The sequence below is a fragment of the Fibrobacter sp. UBA2449 genome, assembly GCF_002342555.1.
In the GTDB taxonomy this organism is placed as follows: Bacteria; Fibrobacterota; Fibrobacteria; order Fibrobacterales; family Fibrobacteraceae; genus Fibrobacter.
This window is the reverse complement of sequence record NZ_DDQF01000016.1, coordinates 98,578-123,396: the sequence shown is the minus strand read 5'-3', so window position 1 is coordinate 123,396 and position 24,819 is coordinate 98,578. Positions and strand designations below refer to the sequence as shown.

21 protein-coding genes and 2 tRNA genes are annotated in these 24,819 nt (G+C 55.2%); 6 read left to right on the top strand and 17 right to left on the bottom strand.

Annotation, left to right across the window (positions count from 1 at the left end):
- Window positions 1-54: 54 nt before the first annotated feature.
- The 5 genes from B4B27_RS10585 to B4B27_RS10565 form a co-directional block, all read right to left on the bottom strand.
- The gene (locus B4B27_RS10585; protein WP_290726308.1) at window positions 55-1,230 is read right to left on the bottom strand and encodes an FISUMP domain-containing protein; all 1,176 of its coding nucleotides are present in this window, start codon (window positions 1,228-1,230) and stop codon (window positions 55-57) included.
- A gap of 242 nt (window positions 1,231-1,472) precedes the next feature.
- Window positions 1,473-3,260: a 30S ribosomal protein S1 gene (gene rpsA / locus B4B27_RS10580; RefSeq protein ID WP_290726306.1), complete on the bottom strand. Its 1,788-nt coding sequence runs from the start codon at window positions 3,258-3,260 to the stop codon at window positions 1,473-1,475.
- 36 nt (window positions 3,261-3,296) lie between these two features.
- Complete coding sequence (gene cmk / locus B4B27_RS10575; protein WP_290726304.1) at window positions 3,297-3,968, bottom strand: (d)CMP kinase; 672 nt, start codon at window positions 3,966-3,968, stop codon at window positions 3,297-3,299.
- A gap of 23 nt (window positions 3,969-3,991) precedes the next feature.
- Entirely contained in the window at window positions 3,992-4,432 is a 441-nt protein-coding gene (locus B4B27_RS10570) for a hypothetical protein (RefSeq protein ID WP_290726302.1), read from the bottom strand.
- 61 nt (window positions 4,433-4,493) lie between these two features.
- On the bottom strand, window positions 4,494-5,102 hold the full coding sequence (locus B4B27_RS10565) for a hypothetical protein (protein WP_290726301.1): 609 nt from the start codon (window positions 5,100-5,102) through the stop codon (window positions 4,494-4,496).
- 153 nt (window positions 5,103-5,255) lie between these two features.
- Here B4B27_RS10565 and B4B27_RS10560 point away from each other — a divergent pair, with 153 nt between their 5' ends.
- Window positions 5,256-6,428, top strand: coding sequence for a TraB/GumN family protein (locus B4B27_RS10560; RefSeq protein ID WP_173366414.1), 1,173 nt, complete (start codon window positions 5,256-5,258; stop codon window positions 6,426-6,428).
- Here the strand turns inward: B4B27_RS10560 and B4B27_RS10555 are convergent.
- The 3 genes from B4B27_RS10555 to B4B27_RS10545 all read right to left on the bottom strand — a co-directional run bounded on the left by B4B27_RS10555 (window position 6,425) and on the right by B4B27_RS10545 (window position 8,167).
- On the bottom strand, window positions 6,425-7,309 hold the full coding sequence (locus tag B4B27_RS10555) for a hypothetical protein (RefSeq protein WP_173366415.1): 885 nt from the start codon (window positions 7,307-7,309) through the stop codon (window positions 6,425-6,427). The two genes, B4B27_RS10560 and B4B27_RS10555, sit on opposite strands and share 4 nt — an antisense overlap.
- A 15-nt stretch (window positions 7,310-7,324) precedes the next feature.
- Complete coding sequence (locus B4B27_RS10550; RefSeq protein WP_173366416.1) at window positions 7,325-7,774, bottom strand: hypothetical protein; 450 nt, start codon at window positions 7,772-7,774, stop codon at window positions 7,325-7,327.
- Window positions 7,775-8,082: 308 nt separating this feature from the next.
- A tRNA-Ser gene (locus B4B27_RS10545) sits at window positions 8,083-8,167 on the bottom strand.
- Between the two features lie 279 nt (window positions 8,168-8,446).
- Here B4B27_RS10545 and B4B27_RS10540 point away from each other — a divergent pair.
- The 3 genes from B4B27_RS10540 to B4B27_RS10530 are packed head-to-tail and all read left to right on the top strand — an operon-like array spanning window position 8,447 to window position 12,906.
- A complete protein-coding gene (locus B4B27_RS10540) occupies window positions 8,447-10,714 on the top strand; it encodes a DEAD/DEAH box helicase (RefSeq protein WP_290726299.1) in 2,268 nt (755 codons plus the stop codon).
- 18 nt (window positions 10,715-10,732) lie between these two features.
- Complete coding sequence (locus B4B27_RS10535) at window positions 10,733-11,617, top strand: nuclease-related domain-containing protein (RefSeq protein WP_290726297.1); 885 nt, start codon at window positions 10,733-10,735, stop codon at window positions 11,615-11,617.
- 11 nt (window positions 11,618-11,628) lie between these two features.
- Window positions 11,629-12,906 (top strand): M16 family metallopeptidase, encoded by a 1,278-nt coding sequence (locus tag B4B27_RS10530; protein WP_290726296.1) that lies wholly within the window; start codon window positions 11,629-11,631, stop codon window positions 12,904-12,906.
- A gap of 7 nt (window positions 12,907-12,913) precedes the next feature.
- Here the strand turns inward: B4B27_RS10530 and B4B27_RS10525 are convergent, their stop codons facing one another.
- The 5 genes from B4B27_RS10525 to B4B27_RS10505 all read right to left on the bottom strand — a co-directional run bounded on the left by B4B27_RS10525 (window position 12,914) and on the right by B4B27_RS10505 (window position 19,636).
- A complete protein-coding gene (locus tag B4B27_RS10525) occupies window positions 12,914-14,095 on the bottom strand; it encodes an acyltransferase family protein (protein ID WP_290726294.1) in 1,182 nt (393 codons plus the stop codon).
- Between the two features lie 78 nt (window positions 14,096-14,173).
- A complete protein-coding gene (locus B4B27_RS10520; RefSeq protein ID WP_290726292.1) occupies window positions 14,174-17,704 on the bottom strand; it encodes a hypothetical protein in 3,531 nt (1,176 codons plus the stop codon).
- Between the two features lie 114 nt (window positions 17,705-17,818).
- Window positions 17,819-18,325 carry a type IV pilus modification PilV family protein gene (locus B4B27_RS10515; protein ID WP_290726290.1) on the bottom strand — a complete coding sequence of 169 codons (507 nt, stop codon included), beginning with the start codon at window positions 18,323-18,325 and terminating at the stop codon, window positions 17,819-17,821.
- A 7-nt stretch (window positions 18,326-18,332) separates the two neighbouring features.
- Window positions 18,333-18,908 carry a pilus assembly FimT family protein gene (locus B4B27_RS10510; RefSeq protein WP_290726288.1) on the bottom strand — a complete coding sequence of 192 codons (576 nt, stop codon included), beginning with the start codon at window positions 18,906-18,908 and terminating at the stop codon, window positions 18,333-18,335.
- Window positions 18,909-19,108: 200 nt separating this feature from the next.
- Window positions 19,109-19,636, bottom strand: coding sequence for a hypothetical protein (locus B4B27_RS10505; RefSeq protein ID WP_290726286.1), 528 nt, complete (start codon window positions 19,634-19,636; stop codon window positions 19,109-19,111).
- 67 nt (window positions 19,637-19,703) lie between these two features.
- Here B4B27_RS10505 and B4B27_RS10500 point away from each other — a divergent pair.
- Window positions 19,704-19,786 (top strand) — tRNA-Leu (locus tag B4B27_RS10500).
- An 18-nt stretch (window positions 19,787-19,804) separates the two neighbouring features.
- A complete protein-coding gene (locus tag B4B27_RS10495; protein WP_173365580.1) occupies window positions 19,805-20,230 on the top strand; it encodes a hypothetical protein in 426 nt (141 codons plus the stop codon).
- A gap of 12 nt (window positions 20,231-20,242) precedes the next feature.
- On the opposite strand, the gene B4B27_RS10490 is transcribed toward B4B27_RS10495, so the two are convergent.
- From B4B27_RS10490 to B4B27_RS10475, 4 genes are read right to left on the bottom strand one after another with little or no spacing between them, the layout of a single operon-like run.
- Window positions 20,243-20,752, bottom strand: a complete 510-nt coding sequence (locus tag B4B27_RS10490; RefSeq protein WP_173365579.1) for a hypothetical protein — start codon at window positions 20,750-20,752, stop codon at window positions 20,243-20,245.
- Between the two features lie 7 nt (window positions 20,753-20,759).
- Entirely contained in the window at window positions 20,760-22,457 is a 1,698-nt protein-coding gene (recJ, locus tag B4B27_RS10485; RefSeq protein WP_290726283.1) for a single-stranded-DNA-specific exonuclease RecJ, read from the bottom strand.
- On the bottom strand, window positions 22,457-23,578 hold the full coding sequence (locus tag B4B27_RS10480) for an ATP-binding protein (RefSeq protein WP_173381858.1): 1,122 nt from the start codon (window positions 23,576-23,578) through the stop codon (window positions 22,457-22,459). Before B4B27_RS10480 ends, recJ begins: the two co-directional genes overlap by 1 nt.
- Window positions 23,575-24,819 (bottom strand): murein hydrolase activator EnvC family protein, encoded by a 1,245-nt coding sequence (locus B4B27_RS10475; protein ID WP_173365576.1) that lies wholly within the window; start codon window positions 24,817-24,819, stop codon window positions 23,575-23,577. The genes B4B27_RS10480 and B4B27_RS10475 overlap by 4 nt, the downstream gene beginning before the upstream one ends.

Genomic DNA, 24,819 nt, shown 5'->3' with positions numbered 1-24,819 from the left:
AAAAAGGCCGGCATGGCCGGCCCTTTCAGGGAAATATTTCTTGCAAGCTAGCGGCTAATTTCTGGTGCAGCGAATCGGAAGCGCAATATCCTTCTTGTATTTTGTGTAGACGGCGTCTTTCCTTTCGCACGAGAACTGGACGCCGTAACCCTTGTCGGCCTCCTGGAACGGAGTCGATGCGGTCCAGTATTCTGCAATGCCACCGTAGTTCTGGACATGCTCGTAACCGTAGTAATCCATGTATTCCATGTGACCGCCAAGATCTGCGGTAAAATCAAACGAGTTCAGGCCGGGAATGCCTCCATGGTCGTACCACTGTCCGTAGCATTCCATTCTTTCCCTGAGAACCCACGATGCATTTTCGAGGCCGCCAATAAGGATGAACAAGCCTTCCCATTCTTCGATTGTCGGCAGGTGCCAGCCTCTGGGGCAAATGCCTCTCAGCGTTTCGGGGAGATTGCAGTCGACCGAATCATGGCAGTTGATATCGCTGTTCTCGTAAGTGTAAATGGAATCGATGGCTGCCGCCCATTTGTAATAGCGGCCACCCGTTTCACAGCTGTCCTTGCACCAGAAATTGTTCTGCAGGCTGGGGGTCTGGACGCTATCGATGTACCTGAGGTCTTCGGCCATCCACTTCTTGTTACCGATGGTAACATAGTAATACAGCGAACTGTCGCGCACATCGCAGAAGCTAGTCGAGGGATTAAAGGGAATGCCGCCGCAAAGAGGATATTCCTGTTCATCCTGGAGGGAGACTTCGAGCGTGTCTCCGCTGCATACGAACTTGACCCCATTCCAGGTTTTAGCAACGGCGCAACCGTTGCCGTCATCGCCCTTGTCACCCTTTTCACCCTTCAGCGAAGCGAGCCATTCTTCTTCCGTTCCGGTGAAACCGGCGGCAACGGCCAGTTCGTAGGCCGACTTGCCATCAGCACCGTCGTCGCCCTTACTTCCATCGTCGCCCTTGTCGCCGTCGTCACCCTTGTCTCCCTTGGCACCATCGTCACCCTTGTCGCCTTTATCGCCCTTTTCTCCCTTTTCGCCATCAAGGCCCTTCACTCTCGTCCATTCTTCTTCGTAGCAATAATAGAGCATTGCGGAATCCGCAACGAACATCATTTCGCCGTCTTTGTCCTTGGTGCAGTCACCGAGCTTTTCGAAAGTAGCGACAGACTCTACGCCTTTTGATTCTGTAATGGTGTCATTGCAGGCAGTAAGACAAACCATGGATGTGACAATTCCTGCTGCGAAAATTCCCCAGCATCGCTTGCTATTCCCGACCATCGTGTTCTCCTTTTTTGTAAACAGCAGAATTGCTTGTTTATTCTATACTACCAAATGTAATAATTTGTACAAACAACAATAACTTACTATTAAAATTCATAATAAAAAAATCCCGTGGTTTTACCCACGGGACTTTTAATGTCGCAAGCGATTGTTGTTCCCCTTACGGGGTTTGCAACGGCAACTTACTTGGCTTCTTCAGCAGCGGCGTCTTCGGCCGGCTTTTCAGCCTTCTTCTTGGCAGCCTTCTTCTTCGGAGCGGCGGCTTCACCGATCGTCGTACCCGATTCACCCGGCTTGTGGGAATCCATCCAAGCCTTGAGTTCTGCGGATTCGCGGTTCTTGAAGTAGTCCACCACAGAGAGGTAGATCTTGCGGTTGTTCTGGTCGATTTCGGTCACGACAGCCGGGACTTCGTCGCCAACCTTGAATGCATCGGCCGGAACCTTGATGTATTCAGCAGTGAGCTTGGAGACCGGGATGAAGCCTTCGATACCGTCGTTGAGTTCAACCACGACGCCGCGGTCGAGCATACGGACAATCTTGCCCTTCACTTCGGAATCCACCGGGAACGTGGTTTCGATAGAATCCCACGGGTCTTCGGTGAGGTGCTTCATGGACAGAGAAATGCGGCGCTTTTCCTTATCGACAGCGAGCACGACGCATTCGACCTTGTCGCCCTTCTTGACCATTTCGTTCGGGTGAGTGATCTTCTTGGTCCAGGACATGTCGGACACGTGAATGAGGCCATCCACACCTTCCTTGATTTCGACGAAGGCGCCGAAGGAAGCGATGTTGCGGATTTCGCCAACCACGCGGGCACCCGGCGGAAGTTCAGTCTCGATGGAATCCCACGGATCGCTTTCGAGCTGCTTCATGCCGAGAGAGATGCGTTCTGCATCTTCTTCAACCTTGAGCACGACGGCTTCCACTTCCTGACCCACGGAGAGGATCTTGGAGGGGTGCTTGCCATGCTGCGTCCAGGACATTTCGGAAACGTGGATGAGGCCTTCGACGCCAGAATCCAGTTCGACGAAAGCACCGTAATCGGTGATGGAAACGACCTTGCCCTTGACGATAGCGCCTTCGGGGTAGCGTTCGGCGATGTCCTTCCACGGATGCGGCTTGAGCTGCTTCATGCCGAGAGAGATGCGTTCCTTCTTGTCGTTGAAGTCGAGCACCATGACTTCGACTTCCTGGCCGAGCTGGACCATTTCGGTCGGGTGGTTGATGCGCTTGTAGCTCATGTCGGTGATGTGGAGGAGACCGTCCACGCCGCCGAGATCGATGAAGGCACCGAAGTCGGTGATGTTCTTCACGATGCCCTTGCGAACCTGGCCCTTCTCGAGAGTTTCGAGAACGTCGCCACGCTGCTTGTTGCGTTCTTCTTCGAGAACGACGCGGCGGGACACGACGATGTTCCTGCGAGCCTTGTTGACCTTGATAACCTTGAGGTCGAATTCCTGGCCGATGAGGGCGTTGATGTCCGGGATCTGGCGGAGGTCGATCTGGGAGCCCGGGAGGAAGGCGTCGATGCCGAACAGGTCGACAACCACACCGCCCTTGATACGCTTCGTGAGCGTGCCGCGCACGACTTCGTTGTTTTCGAATGCCGCGTGGATGCGATCCCACACGCGCACGAAGTCGGCCTTCTGCTTCGAAAGGATGAGACGTCCGTCTTCATCTTCGAGCTTTTCGACAAACACTTCGATTTCGGAACCGATTTCGAGGGAGTCGGAGTCCTTGAACTCAGCGCGGTCGATAACACCTTCGCTCTTGTAGTTCACGTCGATGAGGACTTCCTGGTCGTTCACCTGGCTGATCTTGCCCATGACGAGCTTGCCCTGTTCGAGGCAGCCCATGCCGGCATACACGTCGGCGTTCTGCTTGCGGAAGTCCGGGGAGCATTCTCCCTGGGCGGCAAGGATTTCAGCGAGATCTTCTTGGGTTCCGAATTTGAGATTTTGAGACATATTGTTTTTTGGGGTTGCGGTTCAAAGGACTCGGGACTACGCCACTACACCTACGTAGTCGAGAATCTTTTGGACCTGTTGTTGGATTGAGATGTGTGTAGTGTCAATTTCGATAGCGTCGTCCGCCTTCTTGAGGGGGGCGTTCGCACGGGAAGAATCCAGGCGGTCGCGTTCGACCAGATTTTCGAGGACTTCTTCCAGGGTAACCTTTTCGCCTTTTTCAAGGAGTTCCTTGTAGCGGCGTTCGGCGCGGACCTTCACGTCCGTCACCATGAAAAACTTGTACTTCGCGTCGGGAAAAACGACCGTGCCGATGTCGCGGCCGTCCAGGATGCAGCTCTGCTTCTTGCCGATTTCGCGCTGCTGCCTGGTCATGGCGGTACGGACGGAGGGGAGGGCGCAGTAGATGCTCACGTTGCTCGAGACCTTCATGCCGCGGATTTCGCTTTCGCGGCAAACACCGTTGATGAGGATGTGGTTTTCGGAGTCGAACCCGAGGGTGAGGTCAGAGAGCAGTTCGTCCATGGCGGGGCCTTCTTCGGCCGGCAGACCCTTGTCGAGGGCGGCAAGCGTCACCGCGCGGTACATGGCGCCGGTATCGAGGTAGGTTATACCGAGGGTCTTCGCCACGATCTTCGCCGTGGTGCTCTTCCCGGTACCCGAACCGCCATCAAGGGCGATAACGAAATGCTCACTGGTTTTTACCATAGTGAGCGCAAATTTAGAAAAAACTACTCGTAGTCCAAGTCGTTGAGGTAAACCGTGGCAGTATTTTCGTCGGTATCCCAGAAAATCAGCTCCGAGCCGTCCTTGTAGAAGGTCAGCTCCCAGCCGTTGTCGTAGAAGTAGTAGTAACTACCGTAGTCGTCGTGCCCCGAGGTGTACTCGTGGGTCGTATAATAGTAGCTGTAGTTGCCGTCCAAAGAGAGCGTTGCGAGGTCGTCGGAATCGATCCGGAGCGAGGCCGTATAGGCAGGGCTTATCGGAGCGGCAAGGCTGCAATCGAAAAGTCCGATGCCGTCGAACCGGCAGTCCATCACGTAGTAGTATCGGTACGAGCGGCTAAATACGGCGCCGTCCGCATCCGGGGATCCGGCGGTCCAATCGCCGCACGACGCAAGGAGAAGGAGCGCCGCCAAGGCAAACGTCATTTTTGCGGTAAAACGGGACATCAAAAATTCCTAAAAAAATTCCCCGACGGGCGCCGGGGATTCGTTCAAAACAAACTAACAGCTAGTCGTTGGATTCGTAGTCACCATTGAAGATCTGTTCTTCGGCTTCTTCCGTATTCTCGTCCTTGTATTCCTCGGGAGCCTGGAGGTCACGGGTGCTGCCGTACTTCCTCTTTTCTTCCTCGGTCAACTTGTTCGTGAACACCTCGACTTCGGGTTCAGCCTTGGCCTCTTCTTCCTCGCCCTGGAGGATCTTCTGGCCTTCTTCGAGGCGGCGCTGGATACGCTGCTTTTCCATTTCCTCGAGGTTCGTGCCTACCTTGGCCTGTTCCTCGGAAACGACGTAGCGTTCGTTGGCTTCGTCCATGGCGGCCTTGATGCCCACCAGACGACCGTGGCCATCGACCTTGAGGCCAGCCTTACGGAGAGTGGAGAGCGGCAGGCGGCGTGCGGCGACCTGGTATTCCTGCTTGAATTCGTAACCGTCGCTGCTGATTTCGCGGGCTTCGTCCGAAGTGACATATTCGAGGGCTTCCTGCCAGCGCGAGCTCTGCACGCAAGAGGTAAAGCCTACAAGGGCGTTGTCGAGGGCTTCCGGGTCATCGGAAGTGCCGGCGCAACCGGACAACACCAGAGCAAAAAGAGCCAATCCCATCAATAACTTTTTCATAGAGGAAACCTCCCAAAAAAATGATACCACTTCAAATATATAACATTTTTTTTATAAAAAAGCCAAAAAAAATTCTATTTTTCAGCTAACTCCGTGTCATTATTGCAGTTACGACGACATCCGAGCCCCTTTTTTTCTATTTTTCACCCCACCATGAGCGAAAACGCAGACATTTACCGCATCCATACGCCCGACAACAAAGAAATCATCCTTGTTGGCACCGCACACATTTCGAAGACCTCGCTGGAACTGGTCCACGAGACCATCGAAACCGAAAAGCCGGATACTGTCTGCGTGGAACTCGACGAAGGCCGTCTCAAGTCCATCCAGGACCCCGACCGCTGGAAAAAGACGGACCTAAAGGAAGTCATCAAGAAAAAGCAACTTTCGACGCTGATCGCGAACCTCGTGCTGGGTTCCTACCAGAAGCGCATGGGCGACCAAACGGGCGTGAAACCCGGTTCCGAGCTCAAGGAAGCCGTCAACATAGCGAACGAAAGGCAAATTCCTCTAGTCCTCGCCGACCGCGACATCAAGATAACACTCAGGCGCACCTGGGCATGCACCCCCTGGTACCGCAAGTTCAGCCTGCTGGGCGGCCTTTTCGGGAGCATTTTCGACAAGACCGAAATCAGCGAGGAGGAACTCGCAAAAATCAAGGAGCAGGACGCCCTCAACTCCATGATGCAGGAGTTCGGCAAGACATTCCCCGAGGTGAAGCAGGTGCTCATCGACGAACGCGACCAGTTCCTTGCAAGCAAAATCAAAAATGCGGAAGGCAAGAAGATCGTGGCCGTCATCGGCGCGGGCCACATGAGGGGCATCGCAAGCATCATCGAAGAAAACAAGGAACTCCCGAGCGAGGAATCCATCTCGGTCATCCCGAAGGGGGCTCCCATCTGGAAAATTATCGGATGGGCCATCCCGCTCGCCATTATCGCAAGCATCATCTTCGTGGGCTACAACGCGGGCGTAGAGAAGGCTGGCGAACTGAGCCTGCAATGGGCAATGCTCACCGGCGGCGGCGCCATGCTCGGTACGATTATTGCAGGCGGGCATCCGCTCACCATTCTGGTAGCGCTGCTAGTCGCCCCGTTCACGGGACTCACTCCGCTTATCGGCGTCGGTTTCTTTACCGCGCTCACGCAAGTGTACATGAGGCCGCCGCGCGTGTCCGAGATGGAAACCCTCTCCGATGACATCTGGCAGGTGAAGCGCTGGTGGAAGAACCGCGTGACCCGCGTAATCCTCTGCTTCCTGTGTCCGGGAATCCCCGCGATTATCGGGAAGATACTCGCGATATTCCAGATTTACCAGGCGTTCTAGAAGACGAGGCCGACGGAGAAGCCGCCGCTGATAAAGCCTTTCTTCCCGAAGTCCATTTTCCCGATTTCAGGATTTATCTCGGAAAGGTCATCCCTGAAGACTACGCCCAGCTCGACGCGGGAAAAATAGTACGACGCACCCAAAGCAATACCATAGTGATAATTGTTCACTAACATATTGTCGTCATAGTAACCATAGCGGACGTCGTTATCCTTCAAATAACCGACATACCCGCCAAAACGCAAAATGGCGTTCCCTAACTGCAGCCCACCCTGGACCAGCGCATCTATATTATAGACCCACCATTCCCAGATATCGTCGTAATAGCTGTCTTCGTAAGTCCACGAGCTAAGCCCCAGACCCAGGCCATATTCCACGAAGAATTTTCCTTGGCCCGAGCGCATAAAGGCCTGCACATTAGCCCCAACGCCTAAGCCATTAAAGCGAATGCGATCGGCATCGTAAAATAAGCCGTCAAGATCGAACACAAGCCTGAACTTGTACGGTTTGAGATCTCCGGATTTTTCTGTCTTAGGCTTGGCGGAAGAAACGTCGCCTGCCGAGGACGCTCCGGATGCTCCACCTGCGGACGAAGCCGTCTGGGATGCGGGAGCAATTTTCGAGAGCAAGGAGCCAAAAATCGAGGAAGACGAAGACGAGGAAGGCGCCTCCTTGGAAGACTTCGCCTTCGATTTCGGATTCTCGGCACCATCGTAGCCGGCCGTACCATATCCCTTCTCGCCATACGCCGTCGAGCCGTAGGCCGTCGAGCCATACGCCGTCGAGCCATACGCCGTTGAACCGTAAGTACCTCGGTCTCCATAATCGTCACTCCACGCGAGACAGGCGAGGGCGAGCAAAACGAGCAATAATTTCTTCATTACGCTAACAGACAATTATTCTTGGTTGACGGAAGCGTCAGACGGAGTTTCGGCGGTAGAGCGCATGTCCTTGACTTCCCTCGAAGAAAGCATCTTGTAGCGGATCGAGAGGCCCCAGTATTTGCAGGAGCATTTCTTTTCGCCATTGACGTTGTTGCAGAGTTCCTCGGCCCTGACATTGATGACGTCCTGGGCTCCGTTCCTCGGGCTCGTGACCGTTGCGTAAGTGACAAAATCCAGAACGGAACACTTGTGTTTGTCTTCCCAGGACACCGGTCCGACAATCTCGTAGGTGCTGGCGCCATAGACGCCCATGGTAGAACTCTGCTTGTCGACGTAGCCGTACTTCTCGGTGCGGACAGGTCCTTCCTTCTTCTGGGTCTGCTGCACGGGTATCATTCCGGCGCAACCGGTCACGGCAAAAGCGACCGCAGCAATCATGGCGATATAGACGAATTTTTTCATTTTGAGCTCCTGTTTGAAAATTTTCGCGCACAAATTTAGGTTTATTTTTATTAACATACAAGGGTATGGAGTTTTTTTTGTTGAGAGTGCGACAACGAGGAGAGCTATGAAAGTGTGTGATTGGAGAGAGGGATGGACTGCGCGGTCATTTCATTCCCGTGCAGCCCTTCGGGTTCTGGCCTTCGGCCAAAATCTCAGACGTCTGCGCTTCACTGCGTTCCGCAGACGTCTGTCGAACCCTCTGCGAGGGTTCGAACCGCTACCCTATGAAAAAATAAGGAACCCGCAAGGGGTTCCTTATTTTTTCAAGGAGAGAGAGGGATTCGAACCCTCGGACCTGTGACAGTCTCCGGATTTCGAGACCGGCCCAATCGACCACTCTGGCATCTCTCCAAGGTTCGCATAATTTAGTAAAGATTTCGCGGTTTGTCTACCCTAGGCCCCACGACAGGTCTTCCCCCGCTCGTTTTCTTTTCTTGCCACCCTTTGAAACGGCCTGCCGTATTTCTACATTTGGCCGCGAATCCAAAAAAAGGATCCAACAGAACTTCAGGTTTATAAGCGCGAGTGCGCTTCGGGGCTTTTCAAGGTTCGGCCGGGCAACCGGCGCTAGAACCATTCGATAGTGCGGCATGGGCCGCAGATGAAGTTTACGGGTCCTGAAGGTGAACTATGTCGAAAGATACCGAAGAGCGTATCCCTGAAGAGGAAATTGACCCGAAATCCAAAATTGCACGCGAGGCGGACGCTTTCCTGATTGCCATCGCCGGCGGCGCCGACGAAGACGAGGCAGACGAGGCCGCATTCTTCGCAACAAACCCGAACGGCGTTGTCGTCGACGAAGAAGGCGACGTGCTGAAGAAGGGCCCCAAATCGGCCATCGAAGTCGGCACGAAGGTCGAAATCGAGGACGGCGAAGTCGAACAGCCCGAAGATGACGATTCGGCAACTTCATCCACCTCGGACGAGGATTATGCCGAGTCGAAGAAGGACTGCGCGGAACCGGCCGAAGAATCAGACGAAGATCCGGGCGACGAAGCACTCGTAACCTTCGAAGACCTGGGACTTGCCGACGAAGTTCTCGAAGCCATCAAGGCGATGAACTACGAGACTCCCTCCCCCATCCAGGCGAAGGCGATCCCGGCACTGTTGCAAGGAGCAAACCTGCTCGGCACGGCGCAGACCGGTACCGGCAAGACAGCCGCTTTCTCGCTCCCGCTGCTTTCCAGGCTCGACTTCAACGGCCATGAGACCACGATGCTCGTGCTCACGCCGACACGCGAACTCGCCATCCAGGTAGCGGAAGCTATCCAGCAGTATGCCGCCAAGATGCCGAAGGTGCACGTGGTCCCCGTCTACGGCGGGCAGGACATCGCAGTGCAGCTCCGTGCTCTCAAACGCCAGGCGAACATCGTGGTCGCCACCCCGGGCCGCCTCATTGACCACATCAAGCGCGGCTCCATCGTGCTTTCGGGCGTGAAGGCCATCGTGCTCGACGAAGCCGACGAGATGCTCGACATGGGATTCATGGAAGACGTGGAAACCATCCTGAAAGAAATCCCGGCCACGGCCCAGCGCGCGCTCTTTAGCGCCACGATGCCGAACGAAGTCAAGAAGATTATCGACCAGCACCTCGGCGAATACGAGGAAGCCCGCATCGAAGGCAAGACGACGACCGTCGAGAATATCCGACAGCGCTACCTGCTGGTGAAAAACGAGCACAAGATCGAGGCGCTCGCCCGCGTGCTGGAGGGCGAAGACTTTGACGGCGTTCTGATTTTCGTGCGCACCAAGCAGAGCACCACCGAAGTCGCCGAGAAGCTCGAAAGCCGCGGATTCAACGTGGCCCCGCTCAACGGCGACCTCGCGCAGTCCATGCGCGAACGCACCATCAACCGCCTCAAGATGGGCAAGCTCGATATCGTCGTCGCCACCGACGTGGCCGCCCGCGGTATCGACGTGGACCGCATCTCGCTCGTGGTAAACTACGACATTCCCTACGATACGGAATCCTACGTGCACCGCGTAGGTCGTACGGGCCGCGCCGGGCGAAGCGGGAACGCAATCCTCTTCATTACCCCGCGCGAAAAGCGCATGCTCAAGACCATCGAGAAGGCCACCCGCCAGCCCATCGAGGTGATGGAGATGCCGACCGCCGACGTCATCAGCGCAAAGCGTGTCGCCGCGTTCAAGGCAAAAATCAAGAGCGTGCTCAGCTACGGCGAACTCGACAAGTTCAAGGAACTTGTCCAGAGCATGGTCGCAGAAGGCTGCAATATGGAAAACGGCGTCGCTCTCGAAGACGGTTCCGTGCATGAAATTACGGCAGAAGATGTCGCTGCCGCCGTCATCAAGATCTGGCAGAAAAAGCAGCCGCTATTCCCGGAATTGAAACCGCTCGACGCCCCGCGCGAAAGAGGCGAACGCCGCGAACGCGGAGACAACTTCGGGCTCGACCGCGAAGAAAAGAATCGACTCCGCAAGGAGCGCAAGGAAGGCGAAAATGGAGTCGAGGAAGGCTACCTGCGCTATTACCTGGGCGTAGGCCGCCGCGACCACGTGACTCCCAAGGACATCGTGGGCGCCATCGCCGGCGAAGGCAACATCAGCAGCAGCAACATCGGTCGCATCAAGCTGTTCGACAAGTTCAGCACCGTAGAGCTTCCCGAGACCATGCCGCAGGAAGTGCTTGATATTCTGTCGGGCATGACCATCCGCGGGAACGAAGCCCGCTTCCGCCTGATGACCGACGAGCCGCCCACCGGCCCCGCTCCCGGAACCAAGCCGCGTGGCAAGGCGCACCCGTTCGAAAACCGCAAGGCCCGCCGAGAACGCATGTTCGGCGACCGCAAGTTCCACAGAGACCGCGACGAGCGAGGTTTCGGCGAAAAGAGAGGCGACAAGCCCTTCCGCAAGACAAGGCGATTCGGCAGAGTCTAGTTTTTCTATACTTGCGGCATGTCCTTTTCGCTTTCGACTCTCCTCGGTTTAATTCTGCTGCTCGCCCTTGTCTTTTTCAAGATCAAGGGCAAGGCGCCGAAAAAGAACCACAAGATGTACCACAGCGATGGAGGGCGCAAGACCTTTCACGATTTTGAGCACGAACGGCGCCAGGGACTCGGGAATAAAGCTCGCGACATGGGCAAGCCCTTCGAACTAGGAGGCTACGGAATCACGCATGCCCCCAACCGCAGCGAGAACTTCTTCAAGCTAGACCCGAAATTCAACGATGAACGCATCGTGAACGACCCGCGCGGCATTTTCGGCGAAGCGGCGATGATGGCGCTCACCGCTCGCGTCTGCGACACCGACAAGCGCAAGTACGTGCTAATGCGGAACCTCTACGTTCCCGCGCGCGCAGGTTACACCGAAATCGACGCGCTGCTTTTGCACCAGTCGGGATTCTACGTTCTCGAAAGCAAGAACCTCTCCGGCGAAATCTCGGGCGACCTCGAAAGCGAACGTTGGAATCAGCACCTAACCGAGCACACGGAGCACACGTTCCACAACCCCATCCGCCAAAACATCGGACACATCCTCGCACTGGAACATTTCCTGAAAATCCGCCACGAGCAGGCTCACTTTATTTCGTTCATTGTATTCAGCGACCGCTGCATTCTCCGCAAGGTACCAAAGGACAACGAATTCTGGAGCATCGTCCACTGCAGCGAACTGCAGGATGTCCTGCTCAAGCGCATATCGGGACGTAAGACAATTTATACCCCGAAACAAATCGAGGATTTTTACTACAAACTCACCACCTGCATGAATGCAAGCGAAGAAGTCAAGGCGAAGCACCGGGATTACACGCACCGAAAGGGAGTATCCCGCGAACAAAATTAAAACGATACACTATGAAGCAGATTGTAAAAAAGACAGTTCTCGATAACGGCATCACCATCCTGACAGACTACATGCCGCACGCTTACTCGGTTGCGGTTGGCGTTTGGGTGCCGCGCGGATCCCGCCACGAGGCGAAGGATGAATTTGGCCTAAGTCATTTTTACGAGCACCTGGTATTCAAGGGAACCGAAAAGCGCAGCGCCCTCGAAATCGCGCACGCCATCGAGGACAAGGGCGGGAACCTGGAAGCATACACCACAAGGCAAGAGACCGGGTTCTACGCGCAGATTGAACGGAGCCATCTTCCGCTCGCTATAGACGTGATTGCCGACATGCTCATGCACCCGCGCATGGACAAGGGCGAGATGGAAAAAGAACGTCGCGTAATCATCGAGGAAATCCACAGCTACGACGACATTCCCGAAGAAATCGTGGGCGACGTGTTCAACGCCATCCATTTCAAGGGCAGCGGCATCGCGCATTCCATCACCGGCAACATCCGGCAAGTCAAATCGCTCACACACAGGCAGATGCTCAAGTACAGGGACCAGGTCATTAACGAAATACCCCTTCTCGTATGCGCATCGGGCAAGGTGGACCACGAGGAACTCGTTCAACTTTGTGCGGAAAAGTTCGCACAGAAAAATTGTTCCGGCGTGTTGCCTGCAGACACCTACAGGGCGCACAACAGCGTGAAGGTCGTGCAAAAGCAGGACATCGCACAGTCAAACCTCTTCTGGGGCTTGAGCTTTGACCGCAACCTGATGGACGAGCGCGGGCGTTGCGCCCTCTCGCTTTTCAACGTCGCGATGGGTGCGGGCATGGCATCCCGCCTGTTCCAGAAGATTCGCGAAGACAAGGGCCTCGCCTACTCCGTGTATTCTACCGCGGATATCTACTGCGACTGCACCGACTGGGGCGTATCGCTTGCGACCGAGCCGCACCAGCTCAAGACTGCCCTCGAGCTTTCGCTGAACGAGACCCGCAATTTCTTGAAGCGCGGGTTCAGCAAGGGTGAATTCGAGCGCACCAAGACGAACATTCTGGGAGGCATGTACCTCGGCGCCGACAGTCCCGAAAAACGCGTTGTCCGCATGGCCGAACAGACGCTACACCTGGGCGAGTTCCACACGATGGAGCACTCCGAGAAAATCATCAAGTCCATGACCGAAGAAGAAGTCGTCGGTACCGTAAACCGCCTGTTCGGCGCCGCGAAATTCTCCGCCGCGGTCATCGAGCCTGCCGGTCGCAAGAAGACCGAGCTCCCCCTCGACTTTTTCGAACATTAAGCAACAGCTATTTCGACTGCACGGCGCGCGCCCTGCGCTTCTTGTTCCAGACCTTGAACTCCATGTAGAGCGTGCTCACCGTGTAGACGAACAGCATAAAGAGGAGCGTGTTCTTGGGAGTGTTCAGGTTGCATATACCCCAAGCAATCGTGATGAGCGGCAGGTGTATGAGGTACGGGTAGAAACTCGCGCGGCCCACCTTGCGCACGATGCCGATACAGAAGAACCGCGCCATGAAGCCCTTGCCCGAAAGGAGCGAGAGCACGAACAGCCCGTAGATGAACACGGCGACGCTATGGTGGATAAAGTAGTTTACGCCGGGATTGAACGAGGGCGACATGAGGAAGAGGCTCCCGTAGAGGGCGGCAAGGAGCAATGCCTGAATGATTCCGCTCACGTAGTCCTTCTTGAGGAACTCGAAGAAGCCTTCCTTGTACAGGCGGAAGATGACCATGCCGAAGATGTACTCGAACACGCGCACGGGGGCGAACATGTGGAAGAACCTGTACTTTTCATCGTAACTGTCGAACCAGAGGTTGCCTGAAAGCCCGAAGAACACCGCCCACGCGATACCCGGGATGAACACCGCGAAGAAGAGTATCCAGAGGGTGCGGCGATTCTGCCTAAAGAGCCAGCGGCTGAACCACGGCGTGATGGCATAGCACATGAAGAAACTCGTGAGCGACCAGCTGGGTTCATTGAGTTTCATGCCCAGGTCGGGAACGATGGACCACGTGAGCGAAAGATGCAGGAGCAGGCTACGCCAGGGGTGGAACATTTTCGCAAGCCCCGCCGAGGCGCAATCGACGATTTCGCCTGGGCCGGGCAAGTGCGTGTAGCCGCTGAACTTGAACACGAGCACCACGAACATGAGGAGGGTCATGAAGAAGTGGAGCCGGTATAGCTTCGCTATGCGGGCGAACATGAACGGGATTACCGGTATGCGGCGTTCCGGATCGCTGAACTTGCTTGCAAAGAGGAACCCCGCGAACACGTAGAATATGCCTGCCGCAAATGCGGGTGCGGTAAAGACGGGCATAAGCCAAGTGTTGCTTGCCATGTAGGCAAGCGCGCTCGAACTACCCAAGTGGAGCATCACGATGTTTATGCTCGCGAGCAGGCGCAGGCCGTCAATCGCCGGAAAGTAATCCGGCTTTTTCGCACCTGCGTTCGGGGAGTTCTCTGCCATCGTGCGGTATAATTTAGAAAAACAAACGCGCAGCGCCGATCGGCGCCCTAGGGAGGGCTAGCCTGCGTGCGCCCGCCCTTATTTCACCATAATCTTCTGCAAGGCGACTTGGCTACCAGAGACAACGCGGATAACGTGGAGACCGCGGCGCGGGATTTCCAGCAAAATCCTGTTAGAGCCTTCGACCGCTTTGAAATCCACAGTAGCGACAACGGATCCCTTCGTATCGACAACATCGACACGCGATCTGGCACCGTTCAAGCCGGCAGAAGCATCGAATACAACCTGCAGGGCGCCGGCTTTCTGCGAGGCGCGCAAGCCCTGCAATGTCTGCGCGACAACCTTCCTTGCAGACTTCGCCACACGGATGTTTGCGGACTTCGCCGTCGTGGAGAGCTTCACCTGCATTTTTTCGCCATCGTGCATTTCGGTAGTCACGCCATCGACCGTCACGAACACGCGAAGCCCGCTCGGGAGAATTCCATCGATACCCGCAAACTTCAGGTAACCCGCACGCGCGCTTGTTGCCGAAAGCTCCACGTCCCATTCATACGCGTCTTCGCCGAGTGCCTTCACGCTCTTTGCAAGGCGCCTGCCCGCATCCATGATGCTGAGGTTCACGCGGTTGCCCATGCCTGCGGGCGGTTCCTCGGAACTCCAGGCTACCTTGCCCGCGCCGAGCATATTCCAGCTGTCCATCTTGCCGCTTGCGTCGGAGAGTTCCACCTGCAATGCCCAGCCGTCGGCGCCGGCCGCCTTCGCAAGCACACCCTTCTTGTTGAGCGACTTCACGGGTTCCGTTTCACCTTCCTCATTCACGAAATCGACAAAGGCCGGCTCCGTAGAAAGCGGCAAATCCTTTGCCACGCCGCGATTGAGCCTTACCCACACGGCTTCGTAAGGTCCCAACTCCGTCACAGGGTCGTACTGGCCAGTTTGCGCGTTCCAATGCCAGAATTCCAACTCAGGCATTTCTTCCCGATTTTCCTGGCCAGCAACGCCAATCTTCATCTTCCAGCCATAGGGGTTGGCCACCATGTTCCAGCCGCTGTTCACGCTATCGAGCTGCCACACGGCCTCGCCGGTAAAGGCTTCGTCCTTGAGCACAAGCGGGCGGCCTTCGAGCGAATTGTACCAGTACCCCTTTCCCTGTTCCGGAGAATCCTTCTTTGTGAAATTCTTGTACTGCCAGTAATCGCCGAAACTGGCAAATTCATCCCACCAGTAGAACACCCCGTCATCGTTCCACTTATAGCTATCGAAATCGACATCCGAAAGCGCAATCATCTGCCAGCAGTCTCCGCAATCATTCGCGATTTCGCCATTCACCTCGAAATCCCACTCGCGCACGTCCGGATTGTCGCCCTTCCCGTTGTACATCTTTGCGACGACATGGTACATGCCTGCGGCAAGCGGATACTTTTCCCACGTGATCATTTCGGGCCATCCGCCGTTCGGAAAATCCATCGTGGAATCATCGATTACATTTCCGTCCAAATCCTCGAGGAAAACACTTACAAAAGGCGTTCCATTTCCAATCGTGAAGTCGTCCGTCTTTACGGCAAGCTGGACAGCGTTACCCGACAGGAACAGAGTCGAGGAAGCCACATCAACTTCTCCCTCATCCACGCCGTTTGAATCTGGCGAAGCACCTGCCATAAGTTTGAAGAAGTAATCACCATCGTACGCCTCGTCCGCAGAGAACCTCTTGTACGGACCGTTGTCGCTCGGGCCTTCCCAGTGAACAGGGTCGCGGTCAGCATTCGGCTGTTCTAGGCTAGCCGCAAATTCGAGCCACGCCGTATTTGTGATTGCTCCAGATTCGTCCGTCTCAAATTCGAACTCGTTAGTACCCATCCGGTAATTATTAAACTGTCCAAGCATGCGCTCTTCGCTTTCGGTAAGGCAGCCCGACTCGATGCAGTCAAGCATAAACACAATCCTGTGCACGTTGGAGATTTCCGCATTTACTCCATGGAAAGTCGATGCAACATACGGATAAACGCGTGAGGAATCTGCAATCCACTCCACCGTGGCATTCCCGTAATCTGCATTGAAGCGGTTCAGGACATCGGCAAAGGTCTGACCCTGCATATACTCCTTCTCAATGATGCCCACGGAGACCGCTTCGCGCGTATCTCCACCCAACATGTAGGTGTCCGAGTCAAAGTTGTCCGTCGCCACCGTATTCCCGGCTGCGCTCCGGTAGTTGCCGTGGGCATAGGCCTTGGGAGCGAGGGCTTTCTCTTCAACGTCAATCACGGAAAGTTCGCCAAAGGTATTCAATTCGTATGCACAGGATATATGCTCCTGGTTCTGCTCATTTTCCGGCATATATTCTTTCAGGTAGTCGCAGTAAGCTTCACCAAACATGCCTGAAGCGGAATCGTTGGCGGCTTCGGTGTAATGGAAGTTCGAGACTATACTCATATCATTTGCGCCCTTATACAGGGAATCCGGGAACTCGGCCAAACCGACAAGGTAACCCGCCTTGCAATGTTGCGGGCCCCTTTCCAATGAACAAGTGATATCGCTAAAGGTGTAGGTGGAATGGAACCACACCATCGTATTGTACGTAAGCGAGCCGACAAGTCCGCCCAGGTAAGACATTTGCTTTTTTCCCGCAGAAGCATCGTCGCTCAACAAAGATCTGTCAAGCCCCACCCGGCGCAGTTCGACACGCCCTGTATGACCAACAATTCCACCTATGTGCGCTTCAACCATGGCAACCTCCTCGACAAAGTGAGGGGCGCCATCCCAGAGGTATGCGTTGTTCGACACGCTAAAGCCATCTACGGAGACGCCGACCGCAGACATATTAGACACGCTGCCCGCAAGGCCTCCAATCGCGACCGAAGAAGGATAAATTAAATCGACAGCGTCATTCAAGTCCATATCGGGAACAGAACGGACCTGAATGGAGCTTCCCTCGAAATCCGTCACATAAAGCCCGACCGACGACGAAACGAAAAGGCCCGCTACAGGGGCACTTATGGCCGCGTTTGCAACATAGACATTATTCACTTCGGGTTCATTCACAGCCGTGCCAAAAAGGCTCGCAAAGGTAAGGGATTCCAGACGAATGTTCTCGAACCGGACGTTCTGAATGGAACCAATCAGGTTTCCGCCAAATGAAGCCTCATCAGAAAGCGAGGTATAACAGATTCCCCTAATCGTATAGATACCGTCTTCCGCACTTGTAAGTTTTATCTGAGACGTAATATCAAACTCGAATGGCTTGAAATATTCGTTACACGACCGCGTCTGCCCGTCATAACCGCCGAAGTCGATATCCGAAGCAAGCAACAACGCTTCTGGCTGAACGTTAGAATTATAGAGAAGTTCGCCAATAAACTCATATGCCGTTTGGTAACCCTCCGGAGAATCCCATTTTTCGAAACACGACTCGCCCGAGTCCGGTTCGTACGATGCATTCTGCTGCGACAGCTGGATTGCAGCATTATAATTAACATTCCGCGTCAACTTCACGCAATAGAACCTGGAAGACATTTCCTGCTCGTCCGAAAGGTCCGCGGACCAGGAGATTGTCACGAGAAAAGAAAGCGCAAGCGCAGTTACTGTTTTCAAGAGGGTAGATTTCCTAACCATACGGAATCTCCTAATAAAACCATACTCTTTAAAAAGTATATAAAAAAATTAGAAATGCAAATCCAAAAGAAAAAGCCGGGAGCAAATCCCGGCGAAAATCACAGTCAATGCGGCCTAGCGAATCACGGTGGACATATTAATGGACTGCGTGGAGCCCTTGAACTGCCAGGAGACCTGCACGTTCACCTGCTTGGCATAGACATGTTGAACCGACTCAAGGTTCGATTCGCTTGTCGCAGTATAGTCGGTCGTAGGAGAAACCGTCACGGTCGGAGTATACTGGATGGTGGACTGTCCTCCACCGACCTTTTCGCCACGGTCCCAGGAACGCTGTATCGGGTCCCATTTCCAGATATAGTCATGGCCAACAACCTCATCTTCACTGTCGTCCCCTGGTGGCGTAGACTCATCGGGAATGGACGCGATGCCGATACGGTTCAGGGAATCTATGACCTGCTGTGCGACCTCGATGGCGCCGTCACGCCCACGGATACGGAGCAAAGCCTCGCGGTTGCCCGTCTGCATGTGGAGAATCGCCATGTACAAAAGACCGAGAACCACCGCGGAGATAAGCACCTCCGTGATGCCGAAACCTTTCTTGCTCTTCATTAACTTATCCATAACACACCTACGGTTCAAACCAGCTCGCACCAGAATCGTAACTCAACTCATAATACATAGAGAACTTCGTCGGGGACTTGATGGAGGCCGCAAACCGGTCTGTACTTCCATATCGGATCAAAATACAACCACTGGAAATAGGTGACACACCTATTTTAGGAGTAAGCAATATTGACGTCTTGGCATTTAGCGTCGTTTCGCCCCCAAGCGTCGGACAGTCAGTACCATCAGCCTGTCCAGGAACAAACGCGCTTATCGACTCGAGCGTCATCTCATCAAGAATTTGTGAATCATGCGCAGAGCAGTTTCCATCATCGCCAACTGTAGTACATTTATAAAGTCTCAGTGACTTGTTGTTATTTTCCACTTCCACAGTCAGTTTCTCGTTCAACCGCGTAGCCTCGTTCGCCGCGCGCTGCATGAAGGCAGTCACGTTGATGCCCGCATCCTTGATGCGACTGTTCGCCACCGCGTTTCGCAGACTGGCCACCCCGATACCGGAGAGGATGCCCATGATGGTGACCACCACGAGGACCTCGACCAAGGTAAAACCAGCTTTTCCGGGGCGTATTCCCAGTTTCATCCTGCACTCCTGTAAAATCACAACTACTTGATACTCAAAAAGTTAGCAATTCAAACCCTCCGCGGATTTTTATACACCTCAAAAAACCGGCTCCGCGGACAACCGGCTCCTTAAATATATATTAAAAACGCCGGATGCGGTAAAGTTTTATTTACTATAATGCAAAAATAAGATTTTTTGCCGTTTTTGAACTATTTTCGCTACTTTCCGTAGACCGCGCGGCCCTTATAGCAGGTAATGGCATCCTTCGGGCAGGGACTATGGTAATCCGAGGCTTCGTTCTTGAAGACCTCATTTACGATTTCCTTCGCGGCGGGGTTTGTACCCGAGCGGACCGAGACCACGTAGAAGATGTCCGAATCGCGGGTTGCGACCACGACCTCGAAATTAAACTTGTATTCGCCCTTTTTCCCGCGAACCTTGAACCCGTAGGGAATTTCCTCGATGGTAAAGACTTCGCTCATCGGGGCCTCGAAATCCGTATCCTTCCAGGATCGCCCGAACCCGTCCTGCCGAGCCTTGAACCAGCCCTCGGGGTTATCCGCATTGGCCTCCTCCATGGCCATGTTGATGTCGGCGATGTAGCTATCACGGAGCGAAGCGAGTTCCTCGCGGACTTCGCGGTAGGTATCCAGATCCTCGTCATAAGCGAACACGGGCACGCACAGGGCAAACGCAATGGCGATTGCCCCCAGAACAGAACGAAAACTTTTCGAAAGAGGTGTCATCAAAGAACAATCTAACAATTTTTTGCAAGTGCGGCCACGGAAAATGCTATATTTGGCACGCACACCTGCCCGGGTGGTGGAATGGTAGACACTGGGGACTTAAAATCCCTTGGGGGCAACCTCGTGCGGGTTCAAGTCCCGCCCCGGGCATTAACCTTGGGAATGACCATGATCGAATTTTACCCGAACAGCATCTACTACCCCCGCGAAGCCGTGGAAGAAAAGCTCGCGAAGGGTGAACTCGAACGCACCGAGAAGCACCTCATGGGCTGGACGGAACGCCACCGCGGCGAAATCTGGGACTGCGCCCGCGACGACTCGGAAAACCCGAGCGACGAAGTGCTGCTCGACAACCTCCGCGCACTGCTTCTGTGCAAGGGGTCCCTCCAGCCTGCCGCCGAGATGGGCGACATGATTCGCGAAATCACGAAGGAAGTGTGGTACCGTAACGAAGACGCACCCGAAGCCCCTGACCAGGTGGCCGCGGAATGGCGCGTGAAGTACCTGACCAAGTGGCGCGAAGCCCGCATGTTCGAAGCGTTCATCCTCATCGAGAAGCGCACCGAACAGCTGCTGAAGATTTTGAAGGGCTAGCCGCCCGCTCCATCAACGGCTATACTTTTCATTCCACCGAATCGGGAACCAGATTTCCGTCTTTCCCTGCGTACTGCGGCGGTATCGCCAGTAAAATTCGATGTGTTCCCTGAGGTCGCTTTCCAGGGAGCGGTCCTTGGCATCCGAGAACTGGAACTCCCCACAATGGAAGACCCCCAACGAATCTATGGTGAGGCGGAGTCCGAGAGCCACATCCCCCGAACCGCGGTGGGCCTTGAAGTAGGCCCGAGCAAGCCAGTGGAGTCCGGCAGCACGGCCTTCCAGGTACTTTACGAACGCCGGGATATCACGGCCTGCAGAATTGTCCAACACGTAGATGTCATCGACCGAAGGCAATACCACCCGTCCGCTGAAACTCCGGAATTCCTCCGCCTCCGGAACAGGCTCCGCCATCTCGCGAACCGCCCCCACGTCGCGCAACCGCACATAGGGTTCGAACAAGGCTATACCGGCCACGACGACCGTAAGGAAGGAGAAAAAGTAGGGAAGGAGTTTACGCATGCGTCCGCTATTCGATAGCCTTGATGCAAAGCTGCATGGTCTTCTTGTTGTTGAAGTAGTTCCACGAGGGCTCGAACACGATAGACACTTTCTTCCCCGCGCCCAGGAGCGACTTGCACTTCCGCAATCCAAACGCGATGGCCGAAAACACGGGGCTTCCCGCCTGGGAGACTTCCATCTGCAAGTGACCGCCGCGGAGTTCCTTCACACGGTGAACCGTCACGTCCGTCGCCTTGAGCACCGGATACGGGAAGTTTCCACCGAAGGGTTCCATCATGTCAAAATAGTCGAGAACCGTCCTGTCGATACGGTGACGGCTGCCCTCGACGACGAGTTCGCCCAAAGCAACCTGGATGTCATAGGCGTGGGACTCGTCCACGATTTCCGCATCGCCCGAATATCCCTGCTCCACCGCCGAAGCCTCGAGACGTTCGCGCAGTTCGCCAATCTTGTCCGTAGCCAGGGAAAAGCCCGCCGCATTGGCATGCCCGCCCCATCGGTCAAAAAGTTCCCGACAACTGAACAGGGCCTTGTGCCAGTTGAAACCGGGAACGGCGCGCGCACTCGCATGGGCGATACCGTCAACAACAGAAAGTACCGCCGCAGGCCGCACAAATTCCTGAGCCAGCTTCGCCGAAACGATACCGATGACTCCCACATGCCAGTTTTCGCCATCGACCACAAGCACCTTCGGAATCTCGTCTCCATAGATTTCCTTCACGCGCTTCAGAGCCATTTCCGTGATTTCCGCTTCCTTCTGCTTGCGAAGCGCATTCCAGTCCTTGAGTTCGGAAAGGAGCGTCCCCGCAAGATTCTTGTCTTCGCACATCAAAAGCTTGAGTGCCGGATCCGGCTTTTCCATGCGGCCGGGCGCATTCAGGAGCGGGGCGACCTTGTACATCACGTCGATGCCGCCGACCATGCTGCCGGGTTTCATCAGCGAAGCATAGAGCGCCTGGATTCCGGGCCAGCCGCTATTCTGCAACAGCCTGAGCCCCCGCTTCGTAAAGGCTCGATTCTCGGGTGTCATCTGCACGAGGTCGGCAAGAGTCCCGAGGGCTACAAGCTCCAGGAGCGATTCCGGGACCTGAATCTGCAGGCGTTCGTAGATGGCGCATATCAACTTGTACGAAACGCCGACGCCACAGAGTTCCGGATTGGGATAAGAATCCCCGTTCTGATGCGGATCCAAAAGGACATCGCAAGGCGGAAGTCCATCCCCCGAGGGCTGATGGTGATCGACAACCATCACGGACATGCCTAACGACTTCGCATGGGCGATTTCCTCGTTTGCCGTAATACCCGTATCGACCGTGAGAATGCAGCGTGCGCCCGCCTCGTACATTTCGTCCACGGCCGAAATGGAAAGCCCGTAGCCATCGCCAAAGCGGTTCGGGAGCCGCCAGTCCGACTCGATTCCAATCTGCGAAAGGCTTCGCGACAGAAGAGTCACCGAGGTCATGCCGTCCAAATCGTAATCGCCGAAGATAAACACCTTCTGCTTTTTTTCCCGGACATCCAGCACCCAGCGCACGGCCTCTTCCATTCCCATCATGAGCCACGGAGAGTGTTCTGCGCCCGTTCCGTCCGAAAGAATCCGGTTTGCATCGACCGCATTGCATATTCCACGCGAAACCAGGAACCGCGCTACAAGATGCGGAATCTTGAGTTCCCGAGAAAGGGTCGATGCCACCGTATCGAGCATCACTTAAACCCCTCGAAAAGCTTGATGGACAGCGACTGCAGGCAGACCATCGGAGCCGAGCGTCGACTTGCGATGCGGGTCATCATTTCCTGCACGGCCGAAAGGGCTAGTTCCAGAGCGCTCGCGTCGACCCTGGGGAAAGCGTCCATGTCCAATGCACCCGTCGTAGAGGCCAACCGCAACGGCGCATGCGCCTGCTTGCGCAAAAGGTCCGAAAGCAGAAACGAGAGCACTTCCAAAAAACGGTTCGCCTCGGCAGCATCTTCCAGCGACGCTTCGGCCAGGCTCGCAAACGCCTCGCTATACTCGTTGCGCAGGCTATAGACGACAAAATCCGCGGCCAGTTTACACCAGGGCGCAGCGCGGTTCATATAATAGAGAGCCTTGCCGGGCGAACCGACCGCAAGGCCCACCACGTCGTCCGAAAGTTCGGCATCTTCATCATCCCCCAAAACGCGCAGGGTCTCGCTGCGGACCTCGGCATCGGTCAGCGGCAACAGGTGCAACGCGAGGCAACGGGAGCGAATCGTCTGGAGCAGGCTTTCCCGCGAAGACGTCGTGAGGACAAAATACGTATCCGGAGGGACTTCCTCCAGAGTCTTCAGGAAGGCGTTCGCCGCAGAATCGTTCATCCTGTCGGCTTCCGCGATAATGACCACCCGGACCCGGTCGCCTTTCAAGGCAAAGGAGCCCGTCATGTTCCTCACCAGGTCCACGGAAATTTCGGCACCTGCACCGAACACATCGATGCGGTAGGGATTCTTGACGATTTCCTCGATGTAGGCCTGCTTGAAATCCTGCACCGTCTTCGCGACGCTACCCGCCGACACTTCGTCCGCACTACGGGCATGCGCCTCCTTGGATTCCATCGGCAAGACCCAGTTGTCCGTAGCCCCAGGATCCATCGCCATCTTGCAGCCGAAGCACTTTCCGCACGGCCGCACGTTCGGGTCCGTGCACTGGAGCGCCTTCGCGATTTCCATGGCCAAGGCCTTCTTGCCGATGCCGCCGGGGCCGTCAATAAGTATGGCCTGCGGAAATCTGCATTCGCGAAGCGCCGCCATCACGCGGATGCGCTGGCGTTCCTGGGAAACCGGTCCATTCAGTCTATACTCGATCATTTCTGTTTCAACCACTGCAGGGGATCCACCGTCTGGGTCCCTTCACTAATTTGAAAGTACAATTTAATTCCATTTAGGCTTGCGATATCGCCCACTTCGCCAATTTCTTCGCAATTACGTACCGTTTTTCCCTCCTGGACGCGGATGGACTTCAGGTGTCCGTAGACGGAATAGGTTCCTCCCTCGTGTTCAATAATCACGGAGGGGCCGCGGCCGTCGATTTCGGCAACCATGGCGACAGTTCCCGCCGCAGCGGCGCGGACCGACGCCCCGCGCTTACCGCGGATTTCCACCCCGAGATTCCGGGTCATAATGTGGAGGACCGGATGTTCCTGCAGGCCATACTGGCTTATGATATCGCCTTCGAGAGGCATGCACTTCGGTCCCTTGACCGAACCCGCAATCGTCTTCTTCGGTTTTTCGACAACCTTCTTCTCTTTCTGCTTCTTTTTCGCCCGTCGCGCCGCTTCGGCCTTGCGGGCCTCTTCCGCCTTCCTCGCCGCCTCGATCTCGCGCTTGCGTTTTTCTTCCAGTTTCGCGATAAGCGTCAGCATCAGTTTCTGGTTTCTTTCAAATTCCTGAAGGGCCCGCTGCTGCATCGCCTTGTCGTGCTTGAGGCTCAGGAGCATCTGTTCCTGGTTCCCCATCTGCGTCACAAGGCCCTTCTCTTCGCGAGCTTTCTTTTCACGCAACTTTCCCAAATCCGCCAGGTGCTCTTCCTCCTGCCGTTTCATCTCATCGCGTTCGGCCATCATCGCGGCAAGCGTTTCCACCTGCACCCGGTCCTCGTTCAGCACGTGATGCACCCAGTACGCCTCGCGCTGAGGGTTCCCTTCGCGCGTCAGGAGCTGGAAGAGCACCTCGGCATCGCTGTAGCGGCCGCTCACATACAGTTTCCGGATGCGGACCTTCATCGCCTCGCGACGCACGTGTATCTTCTGGTCCAGGGAATCGATGTCGTGCTGGAGCTGTTCTACCGCACGCTGCACCAGCGACTCGTTTTTCGAAAGCTCGTTGATATAGATGCGCGTCTGGTTCAGATTCTGGTCCAAAAGCGAAATCGTATTGATGACCCCCTTCTCTTCCGTCTCGAGCAGCACGAGCTCTTCGCGCTTCTTGGCAAGATCGGACTCCAGCTTTTTGAGGGCGTTCTTCTGCTCCCTGATCTGGGCTTCCGTCTTCTTCGGAGCCGCCACGGAAAGGCCAACAAATAAACACAGCAGTGCGACAAGCAGACGCAT

What these genes read in the sequence shown, in the direction of transcription:
- B4B27_RS10585 (WP_290726308.1), bottom strand. Translation starts at nt 1,230, where the DNA reads ATGGTTTGTCTTACTGCCTGCAATGACACCATTACAGAATCAAAAGGC.
- rpsA (WP_290726306.1), bottom strand. Translation starts at nt 3,260, where the DNA reads ATGTCTCAAAATCTCAAATTCGGAACCCAAGAAGATCTCGCTGAAATC.
- cmk (WP_290726304.1), bottom strand. Translation starts at nt 3,968, where the DNA reads ATGGTAAAAACCAGTGAGCATTTCGTTATCGCCCTTGATGGCGGTTCG.
- B4B27_RS10570 (WP_290726302.1), bottom strand. Translation starts at nt 4,432, where the DNA reads ATGTCCCGTTTTACCGCAAAAATGACGTTTGCCTTGGCGGCGCTCCTT.
- B4B27_RS10565 (WP_290726301.1), bottom strand. Translation starts at nt 5,102, where the DNA reads ATGAAAAAGTTATTGATGGGATTGGCTCTTTTTGCTCTGGTGTTGTCC.
- B4B27_RS10560 (WP_173366414.1), top strand. Translation starts at nt 5,256, where the DNA reads ATGAGCGAAAACGCAGACATTTACCGCATCCATACGCCCGACAACAAA.
- B4B27_RS10555 (WP_173366415.1), bottom strand. Translation starts at nt 7,309, where the DNA reads ATGAAGAAATTATTGCTCGTTTTGCTCGCCCTCGCCTGTCTCGCGTGG.
- B4B27_RS10550 (WP_173366416.1), bottom strand. Translation starts at nt 7,774, where the DNA reads ATGAAAAAATTCGTCTATATCGCCATGATTGCTGCGGTCGCTTTTGCC.
- B4B27_RS10540 (WP_290726299.1), top strand. Translation starts at nt 8,447, where the DNA reads ATGTCGAAAGATACCGAAGAGCGTATCCCTGAAGAGGAAATTGACCCG.
- B4B27_RS10535 (WP_290726297.1), top strand. Translation starts at nt 10,733, where the DNA reads ATGTCCTTTTCGCTTTCGACTCTCCTCGGTTTAATTCTGCTGCTCGCC.
- B4B27_RS10530 (WP_290726296.1), top strand. Translation starts at nt 11,629, where the DNA reads ATGAAGCAGATTGTAAAAAAGACAGTTCTCGATAACGGCATCACCATC.
- B4B27_RS10525 (WP_290726294.1), bottom strand. Translation starts at nt 14,095, where the DNA reads ATGGCAGAGAACTCCCCGAACGCAGGTGCGAAAAAGCCGGATTACTTT.
- B4B27_RS10520 (WP_290726292.1), bottom strand. Translation starts at nt 17,704, where the DNA reads ATGGTTAGGAAATCTACCCTCTTGAAAACAGTAACTGCGCTTGCGCTT.
- B4B27_RS10515 (WP_290726290.1), bottom strand. Translation starts at nt 18,325, where the DNA reads ATGGATAAGTTAATGAAGAGCAAGAAAGGTTTCGGCATCACGGAGGTG.
- B4B27_RS10510 (WP_290726288.1), bottom strand. Translation starts at nt 18,908, where the DNA reads ATGAAACTGGGAATACGCCCCGGAAAAGCTGGTTTTACCTTGGTCGAG.
- B4B27_RS10505 (WP_290726286.1), bottom strand. Translation starts at nt 19,636, where the DNA reads ATGACACCTCTTTCGAAAAGTTTTCGTTCTGTTCTGGGGGCAATCGCC.
- B4B27_RS10495 (WP_173365580.1), top strand. Translation starts at nt 19,805, where the DNA reads ATGATCGAATTTTACCCGAACAGCATCTACTACCCCCGCGAAGCCGTG.
- B4B27_RS10490 (WP_173365579.1), bottom strand. Translation starts at nt 20,752, where the DNA reads ATGCGTAAACTCCTTCCCTACTTTTTCTCCTTCCTTACGGTCGTCGTG.
- recJ (WP_290726283.1), bottom strand. Translation starts at nt 22,457, where the DNA reads ATGCTCGATACGGTGGCATCGACCCTTTCTCGGGAACTCAAGATTCCG.
- B4B27_RS10480 (WP_173381858.1), bottom strand. Translation starts at nt 23,578, where the DNA reads ATGATCGAGTATAGACTGAATGGACCGGTTTCCCAGGAACGCCAGCGC.
- B4B27_RS10475 (WP_173365576.1), bottom strand. Translation starts at nt 24,819, where the DNA reads ATGCGTCTGCTTGTCGCACTGCTGTGTTTATTTGTTGGCCTTTCCGTG.